This is a genomic window from Pseudomonas sp. MF09150 (assembly GCF_059862355.1).
In genome coordinates this window covers 1-25,782 of record NZ_JCBCUS010000015.1, presented here as the reverse complement: position 1 = coordinate 25,782, position 25,782 = coordinate 1, and the positions used below count along the sequence as shown (strand labels likewise).

The window sequence follows — 25,782 nt, the reverse complement described above, 5'->3', positions numbered from 1 at the left end:
TCAGAGGATGCCTTGGCGCTGAGCCTCATAAACCGCCTGTTTGGCATTGCAGACCTGTAGCTTGCCGGCGATGTTGGACATGTGAAATTTTACCGTCCGCTCGGAAATCGCGCAGATCAGCGCGATTTCCCGGTAGGACTTGCCCATCATCACCCACTTGAGCACCGCCATCTCCTTGGCCGAAAGCGGCCCGCTCTGAAGCTTGGCAAACCACTCATCGACCGTTCGCAGGCTCAGCAGCCGGCGATGAAAGCGGATCAACGCCATCTGGATCTGCGCTTCCTGGTCGGCCATGCGTCGCTCAAAATCGGCTTGCGGCCCTTTGTTGCAAAGGCTCAACGAACTGAACAGGCCGCAGGGGTCATGCAGGATAAAGGTGGCGCCGGAGCAGATTCGGTGCTGAGTGGAGCGGCGAAAAAACTCCCGGCTCTTTTCACAGGACGGGCTCTGCAATGCATCATCCCAGGAAAAGGGCGCGCAACTTTTAAGCGCGTGATGAATGATCGGGTCGATCAAATGATAGCTGGCGTCCTTATAAGCTTTGAGCCAGGGCAAGGGGTAGTTTGAAACAATAAGAGGCGCCGCCTCACGATTACGAGGAACGGCAAAGTAGGCATAACTTAGCCCTTGCAGCTCCCCCAGCTGCGTTTCAAGTTCAGATTGTAAACAGACGTTTGAATGACCTTCGTCGACTGGGACGAAATCAGCGTATTTAAATTGACTATCCATGTCATGAGCTCATTATCCATCAGGATTAAGCGAACTTTGCTCAAACATTGAAGACAATGCAAGATTTTTCATTGCGCCGAGCAAGTACGTACATGCCACTGACATACAAGGCGTTTAATGCCGGTACAACCGGACAGACGGTATTCGACCAAGGCCTAATATAAATCGACGAGACTAACTAGACGGTTTGTTTAGAAAACGATTGAAGTAAACAGTTGCTTTTAACAACCTTGCTGGTTGAGATTGAAAAACGCTGCCTTGATCCAAAGCCGGAGCATTTCTGCTCGAGGTTCGGTGATTTTTGCCGAGCTGTTCCGCTCAGATTGTGCTGGTGAATTTTTAACAAAATTTGCTCATCTTTCGGTCATCTGCCTCATGCCTCCAGCAACAAAAGTCCCATGCACCTCCCTAACAATCCACACCAGAATATCGGCGATCTTTATCGCGACCACCGCCAGCGCCATGGACATTCGCTTCGACCACCCGCAACGCCCAGTGCGCCTGGAAGCCGGCCAGCAGACCGATTTCAGCCGCGCCCTCATTTCGCTCATCGTCCCCTGAACAAGACGGGGATGTGGGGCGCTGGACGGTGGGGTGAGTTGGTATGAGAAACAAGAGGCCTGTGGCTGTGGACAGTTTGGAGGTCTACATCAGAATGAAGTAGCGATCGCCAGGGCCAGTTGTTGGTCGGTCATCAATGGCGGGGTGTATGTCGTACGGTAATACCGCACTGCTTGCTCAAACTGAGCGCCGCGAATATCGCCATCTGAACCGACGAACGCAAGTGCGTCGGCTTTTGCAGGTTTGAAATTTTTAGCAGCCAGCTCAGAAAACCCGGTGGTTGCGGAAAGGACCGTGGTTGGGGCTAGCGTTATCATGATCATCGATTTTTCATAGGAATCATCGGACCGCTCAGTGGCATGAGCGCTGATCGATAACGTAAGGGCGGCAGCCATAATCTTCCATGAATCCATTCTTCGTTGCTTCCATTGCGTTCCGAGGTCGCGACGATAGCAAATTAGGGTATCGCCAGAAACAAGAAGCCCGCGCAGTGGCGGGCTACAGAACACAGATCGGTAGCGTATCAGTCCGACTCCCAGGCCTTCAACCTGGTCAAGCCGAACTTTAGTAGCGGGATAGCGGCTTCTATCGCAATACAGTCAACTTGCTTTGGCCACAAACCAGCGGCTCGAAGTGGTGATGAGTCTCGGCTCCCATGACGAAGCCACAATCCAGCGTCACCCTGGTTCCATTCGGCAAGTTTTCTCCGTCGTCTAACGCGAACTGCACACGATCTGCAGTGACTACATTTCCGATATCGGTCCGAACGGTCTTCTGCTCATCCAGAACCAATGCGGTATATCCAATTTTTGCAGGAGGTTTGATTTGCTCCAGCGGGTCGTTTGCGGCAAGCGTAAAAACGCGTCCTGTAAACTGCATGGGATTTGGTCCCGGCGGCGTAGGTGTCTCAGCTGCTGATACCGCAAGTGAAAACAGCGCCGGAATGAGCAAAAGTGATTTCATGATTTTCCCTTCACAGATCGAAGCCAAGCGGCATGCAGCAAATATATGGCTATAAGCCACCTGTCAAGTCAATAGCTTGCCCAGGAGTTCGCGATGGGCGCCGGGCACTCTCCATGGTTAGGCAAACTTATCGAGAGCACGCCTGTACGCGTACCTCAAAGCCCAATTGATGCGCTCGCTTAGCCGCAAGGTTCAGTTGCGGGCATCGTTTTGTTCAGCCTTAGTAAAAGCAGATTGCTCTGCGGGCTTCCCAGGCTTACGGCAGGGCGTTTACCTGCGGACCTTCAAGCGCGGTCGCAAAAATTAGCATGACCTCGATTCGTGTTGGAAAAACGGGACACCCAGCGTGCCAATCAAGTCGGGCCGACTTGTTGTGGCACTACATACCCAATACAAATACTGTCATTAAGCTGGCATAACCGAGCCAAAACCATCCATTCAGGCACAAAAAAGGCACTTGCGATAAACGCTAAGTGCCTGATTTGTGTAGCTTGTTTGGTGGGCCGGGGTAATCTGAACAGGAAATGTAAATATATGATTTTGTTGTAAAAACACTGGTTTAATTTTTTCATGGAATACCGTTTGGAATACCAGTCTCTGATTTAACGCTTCCGGAGAGTCTGACCAAGGTGCAGTCCTGTATCTGCTTCGTTGAGAATGAGCCTCTCTAGGATTTTCGTCCTGGATATCTCATGCCCTTGGGCAAGCTTATCGAGGGCGGTATTGACATCGTTGGTGAGTACAAAATTGTACTGCTTCTTAGTGGGCGAATTCTCCCGTGTCTTTCGAGTGCCCCACCACCGCTTTATTTTGGCAACGAAGAGCTCTTTTTCACCTGGGGTAATGTCTCGAAGGTCGAAAAAGTCCAGTAGCTCGCTATAGCACCCCAAAGGGGGCGCGCGCCGCGTAAGTTGAGGCTGGTATTTCTCCAGCCACTCCCAAGCCATTGAGCATTTTGCCTGCTCGTCCGCTCCCTTAAACCAGCTGAATAGCTTGTCGTGCTGTAGGTGTTCACGCCACTCATGCTCAAGATCACTCAAGAGCATTTTCTTGTCGCTTAAGCGGGCCTCCCAGATATCAAAAATAGAAATGACTTGCTGCCGAATCAGCAGCGTTGCGATCGGTTGCGGAAGTCGAATTTTGCCTGTGGCTTGCAGGGCTTTTCGTACAAGCCAGGCCGGCTGTCTCCCATCTTTATCGATCCATCGGAAGTCATCGTCGAGTAGAAACTGAGTGTCCTTGGCGTGCTCAAGATTCCTCATTACGCCACGGGTCAGGTGCTTAGAAATCTGAAGGCGCATGACGGAGCTGTTGAGGCGGCACTCATCGAAGTCAACTCCATCATTAGCCAGCTCATGCCATAGCCAAGCAAGCTCCCTCAAATTGAACCTAAGTGCCTGAGCTATTTCGCTTTCGTCGTCCACGCCTTTAACCTTGAGTATATATAGATGTTTTATAGAATGTTTTTAGCATGTTAATAGATTTAAAAATAGATGCGTTATAGATGTAAAAAATACAGAACTGCCGAGATTTTAGTGCTTTTGCGTGGCTTGATGGTTCTTGCATGTGATGCACGGGCTGTTCCGTTCAACGTGGAAGCAGCTCCAGCAGCGGCAACCATGATCTTCTATTGCCATATGAAGGCGACCGAGCTGATCAAATGGAGCGCAAAGGTGACCGGCCGAATGCGCAAAAAGCTGGCCACAAGCCAAGCTAGTTTCGCTGCTGGTCGGGGGGGAGTGTTTGGGAATGAAAGCGAATTCGACCGGACTATACGAGTCGGGGTGTATCCAAAATAGGCTGGTGACGCACTTGAGTTCGTGGGTGTGCTGACAGGAGCGTTGTCATGCGCTACGTCAGTAATTGTCGAGTCAGGAAGCTGGTGTCATTCGGAATCCACTGCTTCAGGTTTTTTCTAACTACCTCCGCAGATCCTCTGAACGAATACGAGGAGCCCCGTTCATGAGGATCATCCGTTTAAAAGAAGTCATCGACTCGACTGGTCTGGCCCGGTCGACCATCTACAAATACATCGCGGAAGGTACGTTTCCGTTGCCAGTCTCACTTGGTAACCGCTGTGTCGGCTGGGTCTACAGCGAGGTCTGTGATTGGATACTCGCCAGGATCGAGGAGCGCGATTTAGCTTCAGACGTCCCAAGCCGCACGAGCCGTCTTGAAGTGGTCAGTAGTAACTAGCTTTTGCGCCATGACTGGCTTTGGCTGGTCATGGCGTTTATGCCGGCTTGTGCGCCAAGCATTCTCAGCTAACTCCCCCAAGAGGTATTTGCGAATTCCCTCGGCTGGCAAGGCAATGTTGCTCCCCATTCTCTTGCTAGGCTGGAATAGCTACTGGGGCTTCGGCGGGATCTAGTTATATAGCTCTAGACTATCAATCCATACCAATTCAATAGCATGAACGCTGATAGCTGTGCATCCACTACTACCCAGCCAGTGGAATAGGTCATCGATTCAATAAATACACTCAACGCACCTGATATGCCCACAACCAATCAGGTGCACAACGATGACCCAACTACACGGCTACACCTATCCTTCGCAGTCCAATATCGCTATCCGGATTGAGCGACTCATCAACGCTATTCAGCGTGCAGATAGCCAAGCCTTCCGCATCACTTACTCAAAGCTCGGGGATCAGCAGGTCACTGCAACCCGGCTGTCAAAATGTTTCTATGGGATCGAACAGATGGTCGCCTTGCTCGAATGCAACGAGGAGTACCAGTACAGCTGGCACTTGAACCTATTTCGAGAGGCCTACCAGTCCATTGGAGTTGAGCTAAGCCCATGCGGAATTACGTGCTTGAACGAGGGCGAAACGCGCTATCTGAGCACCAGTGAGACGTTGAACGAATTGACCAAGCACATCCGAATGCTTCTCAGCAAAAAGCGATATACGCGCCGTGAACACGATCAGCGTCACCAAGCGATTAAGCAGGAAATCGAAGTCAGTCGTTACGTTGATGCTGTGCTTGAACGCTACGCTCGTACCTGCGTGATTAGGGTTGATCTGTATTACCGCGCAGAGGCGCAAGCCAGGTTGCGTGTCGAGCGCGTCTTCGATGACCTGCGTAGGCTGATTGCTGAGCGTGAGCGTAACCTGATTTTTGAAAGTGAGACCGGCTACATATGCAGGGTTGAGCAAGGCGAGGATCGGGGGTATCACATCCATGCTGCTTTCTTTTTCAATGGTGCGGAGGTGAGTGCCGATATCCACAAGGCTAAGCGGATCGGAGAACTGTGGGAGCGTATTACTCGTGGCCAAGGCTGCTACAACAACTGCAACCTCGACAAAGACACATACCAAGACAGGCTAGGAATTGGCCTAATCCATAGGCGAGATCTGAATGCACGGGCTAACGTGCACCACGCCATGCGTTACCTGGTCAAGAATGATCAGCATCTACGACTCAAACCAGTGGGTGCTCGTTGCCTACGAAAGGGGCAGGTAAAGAAAGGGGGAAGCCGGCGCTGGTGATGCTGGTGGAGCTCAGGCCTGCCGATGGTTAAGACTCTGGCCATGACTCAAGGCTGATATGGGCGCTGCGGGATGGTAGAAAGTAGAGCGCTGCTGACAGCACTACCAGTCGGAGTACGAATTGAATCGGCCAGAACTCAGCAAGGGCCGTACTCTTGATGAATGCCTGCATCATTTCTTTGATCAACGCCTGGCAGGTAAGCACAAGAACCTGTCAGTAGCTGATCGTGCGCAAGGGCTGGCACCGGCACCACTTTGGTTTGATGTGGATGCGGTTGAACATCCGAACTCGCCAGCCTGGCCCTCAGTCACGCGCTGCATTCCGATAATGCATTCAGTGTCGGGCTGCTGTTGCACCTCGCTAGCCCACGAAGGCGTTTGCCGAATAGCAACTGGAGCGGATCTCCTGCTTGGGCTTGGGCTCGACTTCGCGCTCAATTTCCATACAAGCCAAAAACCGATAAAAGTTGTTTTTTATTGAAAAATTTGAGTTTGACTAACAAAATGTCGCGCCAAGAAGAGCGTCGCGTTACTCTCGGGGTTTCGTGAGAAGACAAATTGCTAGGGGGCACAGCCATGATCCGCTGCCACCTCGCCCGCATGATGGGTGAGCACAAGATGCGTATTGCTGATGTTGCCAGAGAAGCAGGGCTAAGCCGCGCCACAGTAACCCTGCTCTACAAAGAAACAGCACAGAAAGTGGATCTGGAAGCCATTGAGAAGCTGTGCCTACTGTTTGAGTGTCAAGTAGGCGACCTGCTTGAGCTGGTGCCAGCATAGACAGCACTGCTGTCAAAGATCCGGATCACACAGCAAGCGCCTTAACGGCATCCAACAAACGACTGAAACTTAGAAAGTTAACAAGGAAAATCATGACCAGCACCCAACAACGCGCCGCTTTGCAACGCCAGATATGGGCCATTGCCAACGATGTCCGCGGTGCCGTCGATGGCTGGGACTTCAAGCAGTATGTGCTCGGCACGCTGTTCTACCGCTTTATCAGCGAAAACTTCGCCAACTACATTGAAGCCGGTGACGACAGCGTCAACTATGCCGAACTGCCCGACAGCGTCATCACCGCAGACATCAAAGACGATGCCATCAAAACCAAGGGCTACTTCATCTACCCCAGCCAACTGTTTGCCAAGGTGGTTGCCAGCGCCAACACCAACGAAAGCCTGAACACCGATCTGGCCGCCATCTTTGCCTCAATCGAAAACTCCGCCAACGGCTACCCCTCCGAGCAGGACATCAAAGGCCTGTTTGCCGATTTCGACACCACCAGCAACCGCCTCGGCAATACCGTCAAAGACAAAAACCGGCGTTTGGCCAACGTGCTCAAGGGCGTGGCCGAGCTGGATTTTGGCCATGCGTTTTATGAAAAGAGTGACGCCAGCCACATCGACCTGTTTGGCGATGCCTATGAATTCCTCATCTCCAACTACGCCGCTAATGCCGGTAAATCCGGTGGCGAGTTTTTCACTCCGCAGCATGTGTCCAAACTGATTGCCCAACTGGCCATGCACAAGCAAACCAGCGTCAACAAGATTTACGACCCAGCTTGCGGCTCCGGCTCGCTGCTGCTGCAAGCCAAAAAGCATTTTGACGCGCACATCATTGACGACGGTTTTTATGGGCAAGAACTCAACCACACCACCTACAACCTGGCGCGGATGAACATGTTCCTGCACAACGTCAACTACGACAAATTCAACATCCAGCTGGGCGACACCCTGATCGACCCGCATTTTGGCGACGACAAACCCTTCGACGCCATCGTCTCCAACCCGCCCTACTCGGTGAAGTGGAAGGGTTCGGACGACCCCACCCTGATCAATGACGACCGCTTTGCCCCCGCCGGCGTGCTCGCGCCTAAATCCAAAGCCGACTTTGCCTTTGTGCTGCACGCGCTCAGCTACCTCTCAAGCAAAGGCCGCGCCGCCATCGTCTGCTTCCCCGGTATTTTCTATCGCAGTGGCGCCGAGCAGAAAATTCGCCAGTATCTGGTGGATAACAACTATGTCGAAACCGTGATCTCGCTCGCGCCCAACCTGTTTTATGGCACCACCATCGCCGTGAATATCTTGGTGCTCTCCAAGCACAAGACTGACACCACCACCCAGTTCATCGACGCCAGCGCCCTGTTCAAAAAGGAAACCAACAACAACGTACTGCTGGACGCGCACATCGAACAGATCATGCAGGCCTTCGACAGTAAGGCGAATCTGGACCACTTCGCCCAATCCGTCCCCTTTGAGAAGGTGGTCGCCAACGCTTACAACCTCTCGGCCAGCAGCTATGTCGAAGCCAAAGACACCCGCGAAGTGGTGAATATTGGGGAGCTGAATGCCGAGCTGGAAACAACCGTCGCGAAGATCGACCAACTGCGCAAAGACATTGATGCCATCGTCGCGGAGATTGAAGGCAAGGAGCTGGAGGCATGAGCAGCTTGAACTTCTTGGAAAAGCTGCTGGGTGGCGTTGCTGTGGAATGGACGGCATTGGGGGATGAGCGCTTTGTTGAAGTAGCGAATGCTGCAAGAAGGCCAGTAAAAGCTTCGCTACGTGTGCTCGGGGAGACGCCATATTACGGCGCAAACAACATCCAGGACTACGTGGATGGATATACCCATGACGGCGAATATGTGCTGATTGCTGAGGACGGTTCAGCAAGCCTTGAGAATTACTCTGTTCAATACGCGTCTGGGAAATTTTGGGCAAATAATCATGTTCATGTTGTACGCGGTAAGCGAGGACTGAACACTAAATTTCTCTACCACTATTTGCGTGTTGTTGATTTCATTCCTTACTTGCCAAACCAAGACAGGTCGAAACTGACAAAAGGGGAGATGGTAAAGATCCCTCTACCCATCCCCTGCTCAGACAACCCCCAAAAATCGCTGGAGATCCAGGCCGAAATTGTCCGTATTCTGGACGCATTTACCGCCCATACCGCCGAGCTTACCGCCGAGCGTACCGCCCGCAAAAAACAATACAACTACTACCGCGACCAGTTGCTGAGCTTTAAAGATGGGGAAGTCGAGTGGCCACCCTTGGGTGAGCTTGCAGAGAACCTTGATTCAATGCGAAAACCCGTAACAAGTGGATTGCGAGAGACTGGAGATATTCCGTACTACGGCGCATCTGGAATTGTTGACTATGTAAAAGACTATATTTTTGACGGTGACTTCTTACTGGTTTCAGAAGATGGCGCAAATTTGGTAGCCAGGAGCACTCCAATAGCGTTTAGTATCAGTGGGAAAAGCTGGGTAAATAATCATGCGCACATACTAAAATTCAAAACTTATGCTGAGCGTCGATATGTTGAGTATTACCTAAACAGTATCGACTTAACGCCTTACATTTCGGGGGCAGCTCAGCCAAAGTTAAATCAAAAGAATTTAAACAGTATTAAAATCCCCAATCCTTCGCCTGAAGAAAAAATTCGCATCGTCGCCATTCTGGATAAATTCGACGCACTCACAAACTCCATCAGCGAAGGTTTGCCCCGCGAAATCGAATTGCGCCAAAAACAATACGAGTATTATCGCGATTTGTTATTGCGCTTTCCAAAACAAGAAGAGGAAGCTGCCTGACATGAGCACGCTAACGGAAATAGCACAGCAATTACAAGCGGCTAATAAAAAAGTGCAGCTAATCTATGCTTTTAATGGCTCGGGAAAAACACGACTATCGCGCGAGTTTAAGCGGCATATTGCACCAAAAAAAGAACTAAATGAAGTTGATGCAGAGCAAGCCGAGTTGTCACGCAACAAAATCCTATACTACAACGCCTTCACCGAAGATTTGTTTTATTGGGATAACGATTTGAAAGCTGAAGCTGATCCTGTACCCAAGTTGAAAATCCAGCCAAATACGTTCACCGACTGGCTTATTGCTTTACTTAAAGATCTTGGGGAAGATGGCAATATTATTTCCAATTTTCAGCGCTATACGAGCAGTAAAGTTACGCCAGAATTTAATGAATCATACAAATACAAAGCCAAAGATCATGATGGTAAGGAGACGGAAATCACCGTTCCTGCCTTTTCTGAGGTCACTTTTAAAATAGCGGCCAAGCAGCTTGTAACAGTGAATGACTCCGCTGTCACAGCAGATGACGCTGTTAATGTAGTTCAAGGGCATTATGAAATTGTTAAAATCTCTAAAGGCGAAGAAAGTAACTTCTTTTGGAGTATTATTTACACATTTCTGGAGCAGGTAGTTTCCACTCTTAATGAGCCTGATGCCACGAATCGAATAACTGATAAATTTAATCAGTTGGAATATGTTTTTATTGATGACCCTGTGAGCTCTCTAGATGACAGTCATCTAATCGAGTTGGCAGTCGACCTGGCAGGACTGATCAAATCTAGCAAATCAGATCTTAAGTTTGTCGTCACAACGCACAGCCCACTTTTTTATAACGTGCTATGCAATGAGCTGAGCAATAAAGCTTATGAAAAGAAGGCAGATGGAACATACAGTCTTTCTTACAATGCGAATAGGGAGTTTAAGAAGTACCGATTAGAAAAGCAGGCGGATGGCAATTTTGATCTGTTAGAGCAGCCAACGGATTCTCCTTTCTCTTATCACCTATTTCTGTTGTCCGAACTAGAAAGTGCCATCAAGAGCGGAAAAGTAAGAAAGTACCACTTCAGCTTTGTCAGAAATATTCTGGAAAAGATGGCCACATTCCTTGGCTACAACTACTGGCCTGCGCTATTGCCGAAAATAGCTGAAGATAAACCCGATCCGTTTGCTAATAGAATTCTTAATCTGTCCAGTCACTCTGCCCATGCGGGCGAAGAAATCGCAGATATAGAAGATAAAGATAGGGAAAATCTTGAGGGTTTGGTGAACTACTTAATTCAAACCTATGGTTTCAGAAAGCAGGAAGAGCAAAATGGTTGATTACACCAAGCCGATTGCTGAAGCCAACAACTTCATTGTTCTGGACAAATACACCCAGGAATGGAAGGCCGCAGAAAGCTACCAGAGTGAAGGCGACCTAGAGCGCGAGTTCATTCAGGATTTGCAGAATCAGGGCTATGAATACCTGCCCGGTCTGAACACGCCAGTGGCCTTGCTGGCCAATGTGCGCGTACAGCTGCAAACGCTCAACAACGTGCAGTTTGGCGATGGCGAATGGCTGCGCTTCGTGGAAACCTATCTGGATAAACCCAGCGACGGCATTATCGACAAGACCCGCAAGGTTCACGACGACTACATCCATGACTTTGTGTTTGACGATGGCCGCATCCAGAACATCTACCTGCTGGACAAGAAAAACATCGCCCGCAACAAGGTGCAGGTGATCAAACAATTCGAACAAACCGGCAGCCACGCCAATCGCTACGATGTGACGGTTCTGGTGAATGGCCTGCCGCTGGTGCAGGTGGAATTAAAGAAGCGCGGCGTGGCGATTCGCGAAGCCTTCAATCAGGTGCACCGCTACAGCAAGGAGAGCTTCAACAGCGAACACTCCTTGTTCAAGTATTTGCAGCTGTATGTGATCTCCAACGGCACCGACAGCCGTTACTTTGCCAACACCACGACGCGCAACAAAAACAGCTTCGACTTCACCATGAACTGGGCGAACGCGGACAACAGCTTGATCCGCGACCTGAAAGACTTCACCGCAACCTTCTTCCAGAAGCACACCCTGCTCAATGTGCTGCTGCACTACTCGGTGTTTGATGTCAGCAACACGCTGCTGGTGATGCGCCCGTACCAGATCGCCGCCACGGAACGCATTCTGTGGAAGATCAAAAGCGCCTTTCAGATCAAAAGCTGGAGCGCGCTTGAGGGTGGCGGTTTCATCTGGCACACGACTGGATCGGGTAAGACGCTGACCAGCTTCAAGGCGGCGCGTTTAGCCACCGAGCTGGATTTCATCGAAAAGGTGTTCTTCGTGGTGGACCGCAAGGATCTGGATTACCAGACCATGAAGGAATACCAGCGCTTTTCACCGGACAGCGTGAATGGATCTGACAGCACGGCAGGCCTGAAGCGCAATCTGGATAAAGACGACAACAAGATCGTCGTCACCACCATCCAGAAGCTCAATAACCTGATGAAGGGCGAAGGCGACCTGCCGATTTATTGCAAGCAGGTGGTGTTCATTTTTGACGAGTGCCACCGCAGCCAGTTTGGTGAAGCGCAGAAGAACCTGAAGAAGAAGTTCAAGCGGTTCTATCAGTTTGGCTTTACCGGCACACCGATCTTCCCCGAGAACGCGCTGGGTGCGGAAACTACCGCCAGCGTGTTTGGCCGCGAGCTGCATTCGTACGTCATCACCGATGCGATTCGGGATGAAAAGGTGCTCAAGTTCAAGGTCGATTACAACGATGTGCGCCCGCAGTTCAAAGCCATCGAAACCGAGCAAGATGAGAAGAAACTCAGCGCTGCGGAAAACAAGCAGGCCTTGCTGCACCCCGATCGTATCCGCGAAATTACCCAGTACATCCTGAACAACTTCAGGCAGAAAACCCACCGCCTGCAAGCGGGCAACAAAGGTTTCAACGCCATGTTTGCCGTGAGCAGCGTGGACGCCGCTAAGCTGTACTACGAGTCTTTCCGTGAGTTGCAGAAGAACAGCGACAAGCCGCTGAGGGTAGCCACTATCTTCTCGTTTGCGGCGAACGAGGAGCAGGAGGCGGTGGGTGACATTCAGGACGAGAGCTTTGATGTCACTGCCATGAACAGCAGCGCCAAGGAGTTTTTGAGCGCGGCAATTGCTGACTATAACGCGCTGTTCAAAACTAACTTCAGCGTGGACAGCAATGGCTTCCAGAATTATTACCGCGATCTGGCCAAGCAGGTGAAGGCCAAGGAGATCGACCTGCTGATAGTGGTGGGTATGTTCCTGACCGGCTTCGATGCGCCCACGCTGAACACCTTGTTTGTCGACAAAAACCTGCGCTTCCACGGGCTAATGCAAGCCTACTCGCGCACCAACCGCATTTACGACGCCACCAAGACCTTTGGCAACATCGTGACCTTCCGCGATCTGGAGCAGGCGACAATTGATGCCATCACCCTGTTCGGTGACAAGAACACCAAGAACGTGGTGCTGGAGAAGAGCTACAAGGAGTACATGGAAGGCTTCACCGATGTGGCCACCGGTGAAGCGCGACGCGGCTTTGTGGAAGTGGTGAAAGAGTTGGAACAGCGTTTTCCTGACCCTTCAGCCATTGAAAAAGAGTCCGATAAAAAAGCCTTCGCGAAACTGTTCGGCGAATATTTGCGCGTTGAGAACGTGCTTCAGAACTACGATGAGTTTGCCCGCCTGGAGGCCTTGCAAAGTGTCGACCTGAATGATCCGGAGGCAGTTGAGGCATTCAAGGTCAAGCACTATTTAAACGATGAAGATCTGGCTGCGTTGCAAGCAATCAAGGTACCAGCAGAGCGAAAAATTCAGGACTATCGCTCAACCTATAACGATGTTCGCGATTGGCTGCGTCGGGAGAAGTCCTCCAACGACAAAGAAAAATCAACTATCGATTGGGATGATGTGGTCTTTGAGGTGGACCTGCTCAAGTCGCAAGAAATCAACCTGGATTACATCCTTGAGCTGATCTTCGAGCACAACAAAAAGATAAAGAGCAAGTCCGACCTAGTGGATGAGGCGCGTCGCGTGATTCGCGCAAGTCTGGGCAACCGCGCCAAAGAGAGCTTGGTGGTGGACTTCATCAAACAAACCGACCTTGACCAGATTGGCGATAAGGCCAGTGTGATAGACGCCTTCTTCATCTTTGCCCAAGCGGAACAACAACGAGAGGCTCAGGAACTGATTAGCGCTGAGAACCTTAATGCAGAAGCGGCCAGACGTTATATCACCACCGCCCTCAAGCGGGAGTTCGCCAGCGACAGCGGCACAGAACTCAACGCCGTGCTACCCAAGATGAGCCCGCTGAACCCTCAATACCTGACCAAGAAGCAGAGCGTGTTCCAAAAGATCGCTGCGTATGTCGAGAAGTTCAAAGGTGTGGGTGGGAGCATTAAATAAAATCGGTATGAGGCGGATAGGGAGCTCAGTAGCCCTCTGTCCAACTCATGCCGCTTATTCGATTTTTGGGTTCTTCAGAATGAGTAAGGCGACTGTTTTAGCCTGCGCAACGGGGCTCAGAACTGTTATTGCAACAGATAGCCCATCGGCTGGTCATCTTTGTCGAAGCAGAGGATGGTTTCACAGTGGCCACCTAGCTGGTCGGCATTCGATTCACTGATATCGGGCAACCATTTACCCAGCTCAGCGACTGGTACCTTCTTGTTGTTGATATAGCAATCGTCATCAGCTTGCGGGTTACACCAAGCGGTTTTGACCTCTGGCCATTCGGGCAGGGGAGCGGCTGGGGTATTCGTCGTTGTTGATGCAGTTCCGTTTTTCTCTTGATTCCACGCGGCCCAGCCACCGATGTAGCGCTTGTCGAAGGTCGAAACCAGTTCATTGTCCGGCACGCCTGCATCTAGGTAGAACTGCATCAATAGACTGCCAGCTTCAACGTACGATACTTGCCGAGTCGCGTCGGTGCGGTAGGCGACGGGCTTGCCATCGGTGCTACTGCCTATGCGATACCAGATGGAGAGCTGGAACGGAGTGTTCTCCTTCCAGTGACCTACCTCCGCACCTTGGATTCGGCAGTTACCCCGCTGACACATGCCATTGACCTTATTGGTGATACGGACGCTTTGCTGGCGCTGAGCGTCCCAGATATCTACGTAGCGCGTGCTGGTGAGCCAAGTACAAAAAAGCATCGGTTGACCCGTCGCTGCTGGACGGGTGACGCATGGAATTGCCTCCGGGAGGTTGTGCGTCGATTTCTCGTCGGGAAAGAAAGCCGCTGTACCTTGGTATGCGGAGATTTCAGCGTTGGCTTGGGCGCAGAACGCGAGAAGGAGAATGCTAAAAATACGTTTCATTGTCTGTTTCTTACTATGAAGGTGAGAGGGAAATAGGTCTTGAACAGGCTGCTATTGCTTGTAAACAACTTTGAGCTGCTTGTTGACGTAGTCCTTGATGATTTCGTAATCAGGGTTATAGGTAACGAGCGTATGGCCTACACCTGCTGTGGCCGTTAATGCTGCGATGGTCAATGTGGCGGGTGTTGTCAGGACGCTGAATACCGCACCCAGTGCGCCGCCTTGTACAACTGCACTTTTTACATCGCTTTTGACTCGACACTTCAGCCCCTGGCTTTCAATCTTGGTTTCGACCAGTTTGATGCCTGCCATGAAATTTCCCCTGAGGCCATGGATCTCGAAGGACGCTTTGCTTTTCACGAGGCCTTCAATCTGTGCTTCGTTTAGGCCGGTTACGACGATCATGGTTTTTCTGTGCTCCTTGTTTGAAGTCGTGGGTTAGATAAAAGTCGAATATCAACCTATTGGGGTGAGTCTCGGTTTGATGAGTCCTTCATGTCAATGGGTTGATGCTCAACCATCCAGGTTGTCCTGGAGGGTGAAATGTCAAAAACCAAATCGAAGCAGCTAGCGGAGTTTGTTGGGCAAGCCATTGCGCGCCAGCGCATTCGCAGCAAGTTGAGTCAGGAGCAGGTTGCGGAAAAGCTCGGGATTGGAAGCGAGGCCGTATCCCGTATTGAGCGTGGCGTTGTGATGCCTAACATCGAACGCTTAATTGAGCTGGCGACGGTCTTCGGCTGCGAGACTGCTGACCTGCTAACTGAGGGCAGCACGCGTCAGGAGGATCAGGCGCGTCGACTGCAGGGGCTGTTATCCGTGCTGGACTCAGGTGACCGTACGCTGGTGTTGGAGTTTGTGGAGAGTTTGGTGGCGCGCCTCAGCCGGGGTTAAGCCGCTCCTTGATTTCGGCTGCTTCGTTGAACAAAGCACCACAGCGTAGGCAGAGAGAGTCAAAGTCGGCGAAGTGGAACCGCACAACCTCATCTGCCTCTTTTCTGGCCGCTGGATAAGCAGGCATAACTGCGGCCAGCCCGCTGAGAAGAGCGAACTGGCCGCTCCTTTCATGCGGACGTTGAGCACCCTCGATTGCGCCATTAAACAACCCGATCAGCAAGGTCAGCCCTTTGGCGGCGTCACGTGTCAGCACGGCGCTGGAGTCGCAGATCAAACACTGTCTGTTCATTGTTATGTTTCCTATTGAGTTGAGGCGCTAGTGCATGCCTGACGCTCCTCAGACGTAGGGTTATTTCGGTGCTGCCGTGGTGGCATCTGCCGCTGCTGGCTTGGGTGCCAATGCCTTTAAGAGACGGCAGAACATCCAACACGCCAGCAGTACGGCGATCAGCAGTGGTGGGAACCGCACCATCAAAAGCACCAACAATAGAGTGGCCAAGCAGCCCGCAAGTATGCCGGTGAACATGAGTACGGCCGCAAACATGCGTAGTAGCTTCATCGTCGTGTTCTCCTTATAGATAGCCCTGCTCCGCCAGCGATACGCAGCCCTCGCGACCTACCACGATATGGTCCAGTGTTCGCACCCCAACCAGGTTCAAGGCCTCCTGTAGTTTGTGGGTCAGGGTGAGGTCTGCTTGGCTAGGTTCTGGATCACCGGAAGGGTGGTTGTGTACTAATACAGTTGCTGCAGCGTTGTGCTCTAGGGCGGTTTTGACGACTTCGCGGGGATAGACGTTTGCACTGTCCAGGGTGCCCCGGAACAGTTCGTGAAAGACGATTACTCGGTGCCGGTTATCGAGTAGAAGCAAGGCGAATACCTCATGTTCGTAATCGCCCAACAATGCTTGCAGGTGGCTGAAGACGTCCTTCGGCGAAGTTAATGCCCGTCCTCGGCGCAGGCGTAGATTTGCCAATTGCCGGGCCATTAGCAGAATGTCGGCTTCACTGATCGGTGACTCGATTTGGTAGGTACCAGTAGATTCACTGGCCTTCAGCTTGTGTAGACGCATGTGAAGTTCCTTGATGGTTATCTGTCGGTGAGGTGTGGCGCTGGGCTTGCGTGTCCAGCTTCTCGAATAGGCTGGGTTTCGTAGAGCGCGGGAAAATGCTTGTGGTTGAGAGTGGGATTTCTTCGGTGGGGTAAAACTCTTCAATCACTGCACCGGCGTCTTCTTCGCTGTCCTCAAAGGCACCATTGCCAAAGCCACGGCGCGCGGCTTCATCCAGCGCTGTCTGATCAAAGCCAGCCGCCTGTCGTTGCACATCTAGCTCACTCGCAGACTGCAGTGCTTCGGCCATGTCCATACCGCTGCGTACTGTGAGATCGACGTAGAAAATTGGTGTTCCATGGCTTTGCCGCGTTGACTTGCCACGCAGGCGCAACTCCAGCGGCAGGCAAGCCAATCGATTACCGGAAATAGCTTTGAAGTACTGCAGGCGAGCCGCTAGGGTGCGGATGCTGTTGAAGCCGGTGGTGCGGAACACGAAGCTGCCTAGCGGATCATCATCCCCAATCAGCACATTCAGCCGGCCGTAGGGTTTGCAGGCACCGCCTTTGGCCAGTGGGCAGGCATCCGGTGAAGGACATGGCAACGACTGCATGCCGTCCTGCGTAACCCGCTTACAGTGCTCACCATTGCCGATGCACAACGGTCGTCCTGATTGCCGATCAAACAGCGTGTAGTCCGCTCGAAAATTCAGCTCCGGCTCATTGAACAGCAAGCGCACAGGAATACTGCGCAACTTGTCGTCCTGGCCTTTGCGCAACTCATCGTTGAGTGGGTGTAGCAGCCAGCCGTCTTTGCTGTGTACCTGAGAGGTGATGGTAAATTGATCATCCTTTTCCGGCAGGCGTTTGCCGTTTTTTTCGATGACCTTGCCGATGGAGATACGTCCGAGTATCGGCGGTGTTAGGGCTAAGCCTTTCAACATGATGGTTCTCCTACAAACGATAAAGGCCAGCCACGCAGGGCTAACTGCATGGACTGGCCAAGGGGAAAGGGTTGAGTAAGGTGAAGATCAGCCGACAAAGAAGCGCCGACTGCCTTGCTTGAGCTTGGTGTAGCGAGCCTGCAGGTAAGGCTTCTCCTTCAGCATGTTTTCGACATCCAGCACGGTGCTGTCTTTGGACTTTTTCCAACTGATGAAGCCGTGACTAAACTCCGCGCGGCTAGCATCGCCCATGGCTTGCTGCAGCATTTGCTTGAGCTGGGCTTCACGCGTTTCCTTTTCAGCGATCAACTGACGTACCGCCTTCAGCTCGATATAGGCAGCAGTCAGCCCAGCATGATTGCTGAGATCTAAGCTCTGGCCATTGTCCTCCGGGTACAGGCAACGCAATGCCAGCTCAGCCGAGGCGGATCCATCTGCAGGTGGTGGTGTATCGGTTTCCACGTACTGCCAGAACCTGCGTTCCAGTTCGATCAGACGAGCAATCATCTGGTCGTCCCGTTCAATGCGGTGGATCTCCAGCGTTTGCCCGCCGAGCAATACCGCTACATCCGCAGCCTGCTTACCAGTGACGGCGAGCTGATGCATGACCTGTAATTGCACATACTCAGGAACACCGTTCTTCCAGAGACGTGCGCCATTTATGCCGGAGGTTTTGCATTCGAGAATCTGCACATCGTCGGTACCGATCACCTCGCGATCGATGTTGGCCAGCATCCAGGACATATCCGGATTCGGATGTTGCAGTACGGCGTTTATGCGCCGCACCTTGTTATTAGTACGCTTGCTGTAGTGCCAGGCCACGATTGGTTCCAGCACGTTGCCCCAGTACATCGGACTTTCTTCATCGTGCGGGTCGGCCTTGGGCAATGTGGTGTCGCGTCCCGTTTTCTCCAGCCACAGTTCTAGCTGTGATTTATAGGGATTGAGGCCAACGGCCGCGCCTGCATCCGAACTGCCGATGCCCTGTTTACGCACGGCCAGCCAATCTTCACGCGGTAACTCCTTGGTACTGATTAGGCGCAGCGCTGGGCGTGGCTTGTCGGTGCTGCGGTTCAATGAAGTGGCTTTCATAACGTTCACCTTGGGGAAATAGAAACGCCCGATCAGCTACCAGGCTGATCGGGCGTTATGGGGTGAGTATGTGGGCAGTCAAGCGACCAGTTGCAGGGCGGTTTCCAGGGCACGTTGTTTAATCTGCGCCCCCTGGCCGAACCAGGCCGAGTCCATGCGGTACTCGTTGCTACGTGCCCGCCGTTCGTGGTCGACAAACTCGGTCACGGAGTTGAGCAGGCCCCAGGCGGTGCCGCGTGCCGAGTCGAGCTGACTGCCCCGACCACGACCTTCGTACAGCTCCTGAACCTTGCGCAGAGCGCGTTCGTTTGGCAGTACCTCCGGCAGTGCGCCGGTTGGACTGGTCTCACACAGCACGGTCATGAAGAACCCCAGCGCCTCATGCCACTGCACCTTGCGCTCAGACAAGGTCCGCATGCGGTACATAAACTCATCCCACTGCGAGACGGCGATGCCGAGCTGCTTCTTCACTACTTTCGGGTCGAAGCGGGTGTTGTGCGGCACCTTGATCGCGCGGCTGGTGCCGTCCAGGGCGATGGTCAGGGTGTTGTTGCACACCACTCGCACGGTGGTTGGTGTTGCTGTGGTGGCCAGGGTGCCATCGCAGGATGTAGCCAGTAGCAAGTAGCCGTTGACCTGATCGTTACCCTTGAGTACTGCTCCTTGCCCGGTACGCGCCAGCGCCCAGAACTTGCGACCGCCCTTGAGTACCCCCGCAGTCTCCAACTCGTAGCCCGAGACCTCGGTGAGATCGCGGTAGAACTCCAGCACCTCTCGCGGCTGCACGGTGTGGTAGCGCTGGGAAACCACCGACAGCGGAGCCTTGGTGTCCGAACGGAAGAGCACCTTCTGCTCGGGGAAGGAGTGGATGCTGCCGAGATGGCCGACAGTGTCGGCTTTGAAGTGAACGGGGCTTTCTTGGATCGCCCAGTCCATTCCAGCCTCGCGTTGCCAGACTTCGATGGATTGTTTCTGCGTGAGCAGTTTGCCTAGGCCATGCCACGGTGCAGCGCCAGCGTAGGCCATAGTTTCGACGAGATGAGCCATGGTTGAGATTCCTTTGGGTGCAGGCCGGCATAAAGCGCCGCGCCCAGCGCAGCACCGTCCGGACCTAATAAATAGAAGTGACGTTGATTTGGTTAGGTCGGGAGGTTGAAGCGGTGTCCACATAGCAAGCAGAGGTTATGGGCCAGAACGTGGCGATCAAGCGACTCGCCCAGTTGTGCACCGAGAGCACAACCGCCGACACCGCCGGCCAACCCGCCGAGGATGGCACCCGATACAGAACCGAGGGTGATACCGACAGGGCCGGCGATAGCGCCAATAAGGGCCCCCGCTTGCCCCCAAGCCAGCGCAGCACTGACGCCGCGCGCAGCACCACCCACGGTGCCGATGGCCGCGCCGACTTTCATGGCGTGATGGAAAGAAGCGATTTTGGGGGAATGACAGCGAGGACACTGCAATGACATGGGACGAACCTCTTTGGTGGTGATGTCATAGCAGTAATGTGTGGTTGAAATTATTTTGAATCGAAAACCTCAACAATCGAGGCCTTGTAATCGGGCTATGGTCAGTAATAAGATCAACTATCGCTTAAGTGCGTGTGGTGCCTGAGCAACCACGGCTGAGCAGTTGCCTCCTCAGTTGATCAGCTCAAAGGGCCTTGCCCTCTCTCTCCAAATCCCTGCTGACCATGACCTGTTGCCTGAGGCATCACGGTGCGTTGTTGCCGTGGCTTTATTGGAGAGAGCTATGAATATGTCTGATTTGTTGCGTGCATCGCGTGACGTCCATGTCCTGACTGAGAAGCCGAACACCGAAGACGGGAGTTCTGAGCGCTTCTGGTCAATGCGAATCGAAGGCCTTCATCACGACCACATCCGTGGTGCTGTAGACGAGCTGCGCAGTCGTTGGTCGCGGCCTATTCCCAAGCAGATTGCGCGCTCCGTCAAATCGGTTGCGCTACAGGACGCTCTTGCCCGCACCCTCGGTGCGCAGTCCTATACCCACTGGCGCGAGGTCGAGCAGCAGAAGGTTGCCGACTTTCTGTGCGAGCACGGCATGTCGGTGCCGACTGATCTCATTAAGTGGTCGTATTCACCAAGAATGGCTGGTGCTCTAGTGGCACAGCAGGTTGCCGATCGGTTGTTCAACTCCGGTCTGGCACTGCCCAAGCGGATCTTTACCGGGGTGGGTTCTTGCCTGTTCGCTCCGCGCGCGTACGGTCGTCTGGATTTTGACCAAGTAGCTGGCCGCACATTTTGGACAGACCAGCAGCGATACGCTTTTTGTGAGCCGCATGAGGACAAAATCCTCATGCGTGCGGAGTACATGCAGGATGGCTGCGGTCTCGACTACCTCGATATGACCGGCCGGATGTTGATGCTCAATGCGGTAAGTGAGTTCATCGGCTGCATGTACAACATGATGGGCAACAATCTGATGGAGCCGGCAGTGGGTAAGCCGGTGATGCGCAGTTACAACATGTCCGAAGAAGATCTGGCGTTTGAGCTGCAGATGTTCCAGCTGTTCCGTAAAGAAATTGAAGGCTCCGATGAAGGCTGGGTGGACGTACTACCAGTTCCGGGAAATGCCAACCTTATATTCCTGAAGGGTGCCAACGGCGCTTTTGACTGGGTTGTTCGTGATCAACGCGACAAGAAGTTTTCCTCCAACCCGCTTTACCCGTTCTTTAATAAGGACGAAGTCCCCAAGGCTATGGACCGGAGCAAGCTGGACGGGCATTTGTACTTTGCAACCGGCACTTGGACGGAAAAGCTGGAGCACGATGCAGAATCGCGTCATTACAACGAAGGTGGAACGGCAGCCAATTGGCCTGGTTATGCGAAGCTGATTCAGCGTGAGCTCATTGCCGGCAAGGGGTACCGAACGCCACGCCCTGATACTGGGGTCTCATCCGATGACTTCATCCCGCACCGGCTCGGTGAGAGCTGCTTGATGGTTTCTCCCCTCGTTTCGATCGTTGATTTTTTCGATTTCTGTGCTCGGTCGAACTGGGGGCAGGCCAGGAAAGAGAAGGCGCTCAAAACAAGTTCGAAGGAAATCGACGACTTGGGCAGTATCAACATGGATCCCGCTGAGCTTCCGGTGAGCGTGACCTGGCTGGATGCTTTGGCCTATTGTCGTGACTATGAGCGGCTGACAGGGCTTTCTGTTCGACTGCTGAGTGTCGAAGAATGGCAGCAGATCGCCCCGCCGCCGATGGACTTTAGCCATGTGTCATCGGTGCGTAGCCTTGTCGTCAAAAAGGGAGAGATGCCAGACGATCCTATTTATGAACAGTTGGGCTGGGGCATTGTCGGTGGGGATGGCAGGCTGGGTGGCAATTCTTCGCATTGCTACCGGCCTGACGGCTCCATGCACTATGGACCGAACCTGAAATGGGTCGACAACGACGAAGGAGTCCCATTCCTCTCTGTGCCGGGTTTCGGCGAGTGGCTGTCTGACCACCTGCATGGAGCAGCGCCGATTGCCTCTGTAGCAACCGGCCAATCTATTGTCGGTGGCTCAATTGAGCGCAATCTCTGCCCTGTTCATATGACGATGAGCTACAAGGGCGTCAAAGTCGGGTTCCGGCTTTGCTATGTCGCTCATCTCGACGCCTAACCCTCTTTCACCAGGAGCTGAATCATGGTGTATCTCCGAAGTGGAGAGGGGGCTATGCGTCCTCATGTTTCCGAATTGGTTATCAACTGGCACATCACTGAAGCTTGTAACTACAAGTGCCGCTACTGCTATGCGAAATGGGATGGTGCCGGCAGGGAGTTGCTGCATGACTGGACTCGCGTCCGTAATTTGCTCGATGAACTGCAGGCATTCTTTCATCCGGAGAACGATGCCAATCCGCTCAGTCAGCACATGACGTGGTCCAGTATTCGTTTGAATCTGGCCGGTGGAGAGCCGCTGCTGTATCAAGATGCTCTGCTTCGCGCACTGGATTATGCGAGAACTAAGGGGATGGGTGCGTCCATTATCACCAATGGTAGCCGGCTCACAAACGATTTGATTGACCGGCTCGCACCGCTGGTTTCCATGCTCGGACTGAGTATTGACTCAGCGGATCCTACCAGGAACATCGGCATTGGCCGCCTCGACAGCCGTGGCTCTTTGCTGGACGTGGACTCGCTCCCCGAAATACTGGTGCGCGCAAAGTCGCAGAATTCGGCTCTGCGATTGAAGGTCAATACAGTGGTCAATGCGCTGAACCACCAAGAAGACATGTCGCCGATCATGCATGCGCTTATGCCAGATCGATGGAAAGTGTTGCGCATGCTGCAGGTAGTAACCAGTGATCTGGCGGTTTCGTCTGAGGATTTTCTCGCATTCGTTGCACGGCATGACATTTTTCATGACGTGATGTGTGTCGAGGGTAATGACGACATGACAGAGTCGTACATTATGATCGACCCGCTGGGCCGCTTCTTTCAGAACACAATCGGTCAGACGGGTTACTACTACAGCAACCCTATTGACGTGATTGGTGCTGAGCGTGCGTTCAGCGAATGGCGCTTTTCGGCCGGCGCCTATGCTGCGAGATATCGGGACGCATTGGTGGAGGGGCGATAATGAGAAGATACAGCTCATCCAAGGACATCAATCTGCTGATTAGGCGTCTTCTCGCTGAAGGTTGGTCATATCAGTCAGGGCGCTCTCATGGCCGCATTCGTCCGCCCGAAGGAAGAGGCTTTGTTAGCGTGCCTTGCACTCCAAGCGATTACCGCGCATTTGATAACTTCTTGCATGCTGTCAGGCGTCTGGTAAGTACGATCCATTACGTGCCAGATACTTAACACTTGTCGGGTGCCCCTGACCTGGAACGGCACTGCTTGCTCCTGGTCAGGGATAAGCTCGTCAGCGAATCGAAACGACTTTTCTGTCCCGATTTTCCGTTATGGCTGACACCGACATGTTGCCGGTGGCTGCTTCCTGAATGTGCTCGCTCCACCAAGCCATCATCGGGCGTCTGCGCTCGATATATTCCGCTCGGTTGTAGGCGCTACGAACCTCGTCCTTGTCGACGTGGGCAAGCGCCACCTCAATCAGCTCAGGATCCAAGCCGTGTTCGTTGAGAATAGTGCTAGCCATTGAGCGCATGCCATGGCTTACCAACCGACCTTCGAAGCCCATGCGCTTTAGCGCCATGTTAGCGGTCTGGCTGTTGCAATGGGTTCGAGGGTCACGGTCTGCAGGAAATACATACTCTCTGTGTCCGCTGTAGGGTTTGATTGCCTCCAGCAGTGCCAGTGCTTGATCTGTGAGCGGCACAATATGTATACGGCGTTTCTTCATGCGCTCAGCAGGAATCGTCCAAATTTTCTTCTCGAAGTCGATGTCCTCCCAGCGAGTGGTGGCTGCCTCTGCTGGGCGGGTCATGGTGTTGAGCTGCCATTCGATCAGGCAGCGAGTGGTCCTTTTTATGCTGGCATTGGCAATTGCCACCATGAGTTCTTTCAGCTCATCGGGAGCAAGTGCCGGCATATTCTTCTTTTTCGGCTTCTTGAAGACGGATCGAATCCCACTAAGCGGGTTTGCGTGAATCAGTCCCGAGTTGACCCCGTAGGTCATGATTTCGTTGAGTCGCTGTGATAGCCGTTTAACTGTTTCAAGACTGCCTTTGGTTTCGAGTGGCCGAAGCAGGTTTATGACTTGTGGTGCACTGATGGCTGAGATCGGTGTGGTGCCAAGGTCCGGAAAAACGTGCAACGTCAACGAGCGCCAGATGTCCTCGGCATAAGCAGGCGTGACCGAGTCTTTTTTGAGCTCGTACCAAGCAGTGGCTACGTTCTGAAATGTGTGTTCGGTTTCAGCCTTCTTAGCCTGCTTTAGATTATCTCGCTGCTCTTTCGGATCAATACCAGTAGCCAGAAGCTCCCTTGCCTCAATGGTCATTTTTCGTGCTTGGGCGAGAGACAGCTCAGGGTACGTGCCAAGCCCCATGTTGATGCGTTTCTTGGTTACAGGGTGGTAGTAGTTAAAGTTCCAGAGCTTCGAGCCATTGATTCTCACTCGCATCTGAAGGCCATCACCATCAACTAGGACGTAATCCTTCTCTAAAGGTTTGGCGGCTCTGATCTTGAGTTCAGAAAGGCGAGTAGCTTGAGCGCACATTGGTATTCCATGAGATGTTTTGGTATTCCAAAAATTAGCACTTGAAGGCTTGGAATACCATCTGGAATACCAAAAGACATAGATCTTGCTGGAAGTTCGCGGACACTAATGGCGCTGAAAGCCCCGTATTTACTTGATTTCAGGCACAAAAAAAGACGTCCGTGGACGTCTTTAGATGTTGAAGTGGTGGAGCCGGGGGGATTAAATATTTGTATCTAAGTTACTGTTTTAAAATGCATTTTTGTTTGTATTCTGCGTAAGTGCCCCCATAAGTGCCCCCGCGCACATATTTTCGATGAACGGCTATTTGAGGAGTTGAACTGGCGTCCTGAATTATCGTTCTGCGACAAGGCGGAGCTAGCCACTCACCGGCGGGCATTAGATGGTGTCGGTCGTGCACAGCATGGTATCGGTTATCTGGCGACCAGGGTTTGATCCTAGCCCAGGCCGGGGCGCTGGGTAGCTCGGGCCACGCAATTGGGTTTTTTCCGCGGTCGCGCACCATGGGCTCATCTAGGACGTCTGAGCTGAGGTGCGGTATGAAACACTCGATGGTTACCTGTCAAAACTGTGGCAAAGCGATGGTTCCGAGAGCGACATATAGCCGTGGCTTCTGGGGCTATTCGCCTTCGTCGAATCACTGTCCCTTTTGCCTGAGTGAGAATTGGCATGGCGGAAATCCGGGGTTAGGGACTCGGCTATTTGCGTTAATTGGCCTGGCTCTAGGTGTTCTGGCCTGTGTGTTGATGGGAGCGTTTCTGTTCAAAGTGCAGTGGTGGCTGGGCGTTGAAGGACAATGGCCTCTATTGAGCCTAACCACATGCGCAGTGTCAGTTATCGCGGGGTATCGATTTTACAACTGGTTTGTAGATTTCTGACTAGGCTTTGTACGAAAAGTATTGCCGCATGCAACGTAGGCTGCAGGCCAAGGTGACCATGGCTGCAAAGCTCTTGGCCAGCTTGTCATAGCGAGTGCCGATCCTGCGATTTTCTTTCAGCCAGCCA

26 protein-coding genes and 1 pseudogene are annotated in these 25,782 nt (G+C 52.6%); 12 read left to right on the top strand and 15 right to left on the bottom strand.

Annotated elements, in window-relative coordinates; translation table 11 throughout:
* The gene (locus AC19YX_RS32545) at window positions 1–729 is read right to left on the bottom strand and encodes a helix-turn-helix transcriptional regulator (protein WP_500607869.1); all 729 of its coding nucleotides are present in this window, start codon (window positions 727–729) and stop codon (window positions 1–3) included.
* Window positions 730–972: 243 nt separating this feature from the next.
* On the opposite strand from AC19YX_RS32545, the gene AC19YX_RS32540 reads away from it, so the two are divergent.
* Entirely contained in the window at window positions 973–1,290 is a 318-nt protein-coding gene (locus tag AC19YX_RS32540; RefSeq protein WP_500607868.1) for a hypothetical protein, read from the top strand.
* A gap of 89 nt (window positions 1,291–1,379) precedes the next feature.
* Here AC19YX_RS32540 and AC19YX_RS32535 read toward each other — a convergent pair whose 3' ends face one another.
* The 3 genes from AC19YX_RS32535 to AC19YX_RS32525 all read right to left on the bottom strand — a co-directional run bounded on the left by AC19YX_RS32535 (window position 1,380) and on the right by AC19YX_RS32525 (window position 3,677).
* Complete coding sequence (locus AC19YX_RS32535; RefSeq protein ID WP_078469740.1) at window positions 1,380–1,703, bottom strand: DUF2388 domain-containing protein; 324 nt, start codon at window positions 1,701–1,703, stop codon at window positions 1,380–1,382.
* Between the two features lie 172 nt (window positions 1,704–1,875).
* Entirely contained in the window at window positions 1,876–2,253 is a 378-nt protein-coding gene (locus AC19YX_RS32530; protein WP_500607867.1) for a hypothetical protein, read from the bottom strand.
* Between the two features lie 602 nt (window positions 2,254–2,855).
* Window positions 2,856–3,677 (bottom strand): hypothetical protein, encoded by an 822-nt coding sequence (locus tag AC19YX_RS32525; protein WP_500607866.1) that lies wholly within the window; start codon window positions 3,675–3,677, stop codon window positions 2,856–2,858.
* A 538-nt stretch (window positions 3,678–4,215) separates the two neighbouring features.
* On the opposite strand from AC19YX_RS32525, the gene AC19YX_RS32520 reads away from it, so the two are divergent.
* From AC19YX_RS32520 to AC19YX_RS32485, 8 genes are all read left to right on the top strand, one after another.
* Window positions 4,216–4,449, top strand: coding sequence for a helix-turn-helix transcriptional regulator (locus AC19YX_RS32520; protein ID WP_500607865.1), 234 nt, complete (start codon window positions 4,216–4,218; stop codon window positions 4,447–4,449).
* 328 nt (window positions 4,450–4,777) lie between these two features.
* Window positions 4,778–5,746, top strand: a complete 969-nt coding sequence (locus tag AC19YX_RS32515; RefSeq protein ID WP_500607864.1) for a YagK/YfjJ domain-containing protein — start codon at window positions 4,778–4,780, stop codon at window positions 5,744–5,746.
* 121 nt (window positions 5,747–5,867) lie between these two features.
* Complete coding sequence (locus tag AC19YX_RS32510; RefSeq protein ID WP_500607863.1) at window positions 5,868–6,227, top strand: hypothetical protein; 360 nt, start codon at window positions 5,868–5,870, stop codon at window positions 6,225–6,227.
* Between the two features lie 95 nt (window positions 6,228–6,322).
* Complete coding sequence (locus AC19YX_RS32505) at window positions 6,323–6,526, top strand: helix-turn-helix domain-containing protein (RefSeq protein ID WP_150749605.1); 204 nt, start codon at window positions 6,323–6,325, stop codon at window positions 6,524–6,526.
* Window positions 6,527–6,618: 92 nt separating this feature from the next.
* Window positions 6,619–8,190: a type I restriction-modification system subunit M gene (locus AC19YX_RS32500; protein WP_500607862.1), complete on the top strand. Its 1,572-nt coding sequence runs from the start codon at window positions 6,619–6,621 to the stop codon at window positions 8,188–8,190.
* Window positions 8,187–9,341: a restriction endonuclease subunit S gene (locus AC19YX_RS32495; RefSeq protein ID WP_500607861.1), complete on the top strand. Its 1,155-nt coding sequence runs from the start codon at window positions 8,187–8,189 to the stop codon at window positions 9,339–9,341. Before AC19YX_RS32500 ends, AC19YX_RS32495 begins: the two co-directional genes overlap by 4 nt.
* Before the next feature lies 1 nt (window position 9,342).
* Window positions 9,343–10,659 (top strand): anticodon nuclease, encoded by a 1,317-nt coding sequence (locus tag AC19YX_RS32490; protein WP_500607860.1) that lies wholly within the window; start codon window positions 9,343–9,345, stop codon window positions 10,657–10,659.
* On the top strand, window positions 10,652–13,756 hold the full coding sequence (locus tag AC19YX_RS32485; protein ID WP_500607859.1) for an HsdR family type I site-specific deoxyribonuclease: 3,105 nt from the start codon (window positions 10,652–10,654) through the stop codon (window positions 13,754–13,756). Before AC19YX_RS32490 ends, AC19YX_RS32485 begins: the two co-directional genes overlap by 8 nt.
* Before the next feature lie 125 nt (window positions 13,757–13,881).
* On the opposite strand, the gene AC19YX_RS32480 is transcribed toward AC19YX_RS32485, so the two are convergent.
* Window positions 13,882–14,670: a hypothetical protein gene (locus AC19YX_RS32480; RefSeq protein WP_500607858.1), complete on the bottom strand. Its 789-nt coding sequence runs from the start codon at window positions 14,668–14,670 to the stop codon at window positions 13,882–13,884.
* A 51-nt stretch (window positions 14,671–14,721) separates the two neighbouring features.
* Window positions 14,722–15,075 carry a hypothetical protein gene (locus AC19YX_RS32475; RefSeq protein WP_236267683.1) on the bottom strand — a complete coding sequence of 118 codons (354 nt, stop codon included), beginning with the start codon at window positions 15,073–15,075 and terminating at the stop codon, window positions 14,722–14,724.
* 138 nt (window positions 15,076–15,213) lie between these two features.
* Here AC19YX_RS32475 and AC19YX_RS32470 point away from each other — a divergent pair, with 138 nt between their 5' ends.
* Window positions 15,214–15,561 (top strand): helix-turn-helix domain-containing protein, encoded by a 348-nt coding sequence (locus AC19YX_RS32470; RefSeq protein ID WP_017739179.1) that lies wholly within the window; start codon window positions 15,214–15,216, stop codon window positions 15,559–15,561.
* On the opposite strand, the gene AC19YX_RS32465 is transcribed toward AC19YX_RS32470, so the two are convergent.
* The 7 genes from AC19YX_RS32465 to AC19YX_RS32435 all read right to left on the bottom strand — a co-directional run bounded on the left by AC19YX_RS32465 (window position 15,548) and on the right by AC19YX_RS32435 (window position 20,117).
* The gene (locus tag AC19YX_RS32465; protein ID WP_500607857.1) at window positions 15,548–15,853 is read right to left on the bottom strand and encodes a hypothetical protein; all 306 of its coding nucleotides are present in this window, start codon (window positions 15,851–15,853) and stop codon (window positions 15,548–15,550) included. The two genes, AC19YX_RS32470 and AC19YX_RS32465, sit on opposite strands and share 14 nt — an antisense overlap.
* A gap of 60 nt (window positions 15,854–15,913) precedes the next feature.
* Window positions 15,914–16,123 (bottom strand): hypothetical protein, encoded by a 210-nt coding sequence (locus tag AC19YX_RS32460; RefSeq protein ID WP_154911896.1) that lies wholly within the window; start codon window positions 16,121–16,123, stop codon window positions 15,914–15,916.
* Between the two features lie 13 nt (window positions 16,124–16,136).
* On the bottom strand, window positions 16,137–16,634 hold the full coding sequence (gene radC, locus AC19YX_RS32455) for a RadC family protein (RefSeq protein WP_500607856.1): 498 nt from the start codon (window positions 16,632–16,634) through the stop codon (window positions 16,137–16,139).
* Entirely contained in the window at window positions 16,606–17,556 is a 951-nt protein-coding gene (locus AC19YX_RS32450; protein WP_500607855.1) for a recombination directionality factor, read from the bottom strand. Before AC19YX_RS32450 ends, radC begins: the two co-directional genes overlap by 29 nt.
* An 87-nt stretch (window positions 17,557–17,643) precedes the next feature.
* Window positions 17,644–18,648, bottom strand: coding sequence for a YqaJ viral recombinase family nuclease (locus tag AC19YX_RS32445; protein WP_500607854.1), 1,005 nt, complete (start codon window positions 18,646–18,648; stop codon window positions 17,644–17,646).
* Window positions 18,649–18,726: 78 nt separating this feature from the next.
* Entirely contained in the window at window positions 18,727–19,695 is a 969-nt protein-coding gene (locus AC19YX_RS32440; protein ID WP_500607853.1) for a DUF932 domain-containing protein, read from the bottom strand.
* A 92-nt stretch (window positions 19,696–19,787) separates the two neighbouring features.
* The gene (locus tag AC19YX_RS32435) at window positions 19,788–20,117 is read right to left on the bottom strand and encodes a hypothetical protein (protein ID WP_500607852.1); all 330 of its coding nucleotides are present in this window, start codon (window positions 20,115–20,117) and stop codon (window positions 19,788–19,790) included.
* 283 nt (window positions 20,118–20,400) lie between these two features.
* Between AC19YX_RS32435 and AC19YX_RS32430 the strand changes: the two genes are divergently transcribed.
* Window positions 20,401–22,275: a hypothetical protein gene (locus AC19YX_RS32430; RefSeq protein WP_500607851.1), complete on the top strand. Its 1,875-nt coding sequence runs from the start codon at window positions 20,401–20,403 to the stop codon at window positions 22,273–22,275.
* A gap of 54 nt (window positions 22,276–22,329) precedes the next feature.
* Window positions 22,330–23,235 (top strand): viperin family antiviral radical SAM protein, encoded by a 906-nt coding sequence (locus tag AC19YX_RS32425; RefSeq protein ID WP_500607850.1) that lies wholly within the window; start codon window positions 22,330–22,332, stop codon window positions 23,233–23,235.
* 285 nt (window positions 23,236–23,520) lie between these two features.
* Here AC19YX_RS32425 and AC19YX_RS32420 read toward each other — a convergent pair whose 3' ends face one another.
* Together AC19YX_RS32420 and AC19YX_RS32415 are read right to left on the bottom strand one after the other, a co-directional pair.
* Window positions 23,521–24,777 carry an integrase domain-containing protein gene (locus AC19YX_RS32420; protein WP_500607849.1) on the bottom strand — a complete coding sequence of 419 codons (1,257 nt, stop codon included), beginning with the start codon at window positions 24,775–24,777 and terminating at the stop codon, window positions 23,521–23,523.
* Window positions 24,778–25,655: 878 nt separating this feature from the next.
* Window positions 25,656–25,782, bottom strand: a pseudogene (locus AC19YX_RS32415) (IS5/IS1182 family transposase); the annotation flags it as partial.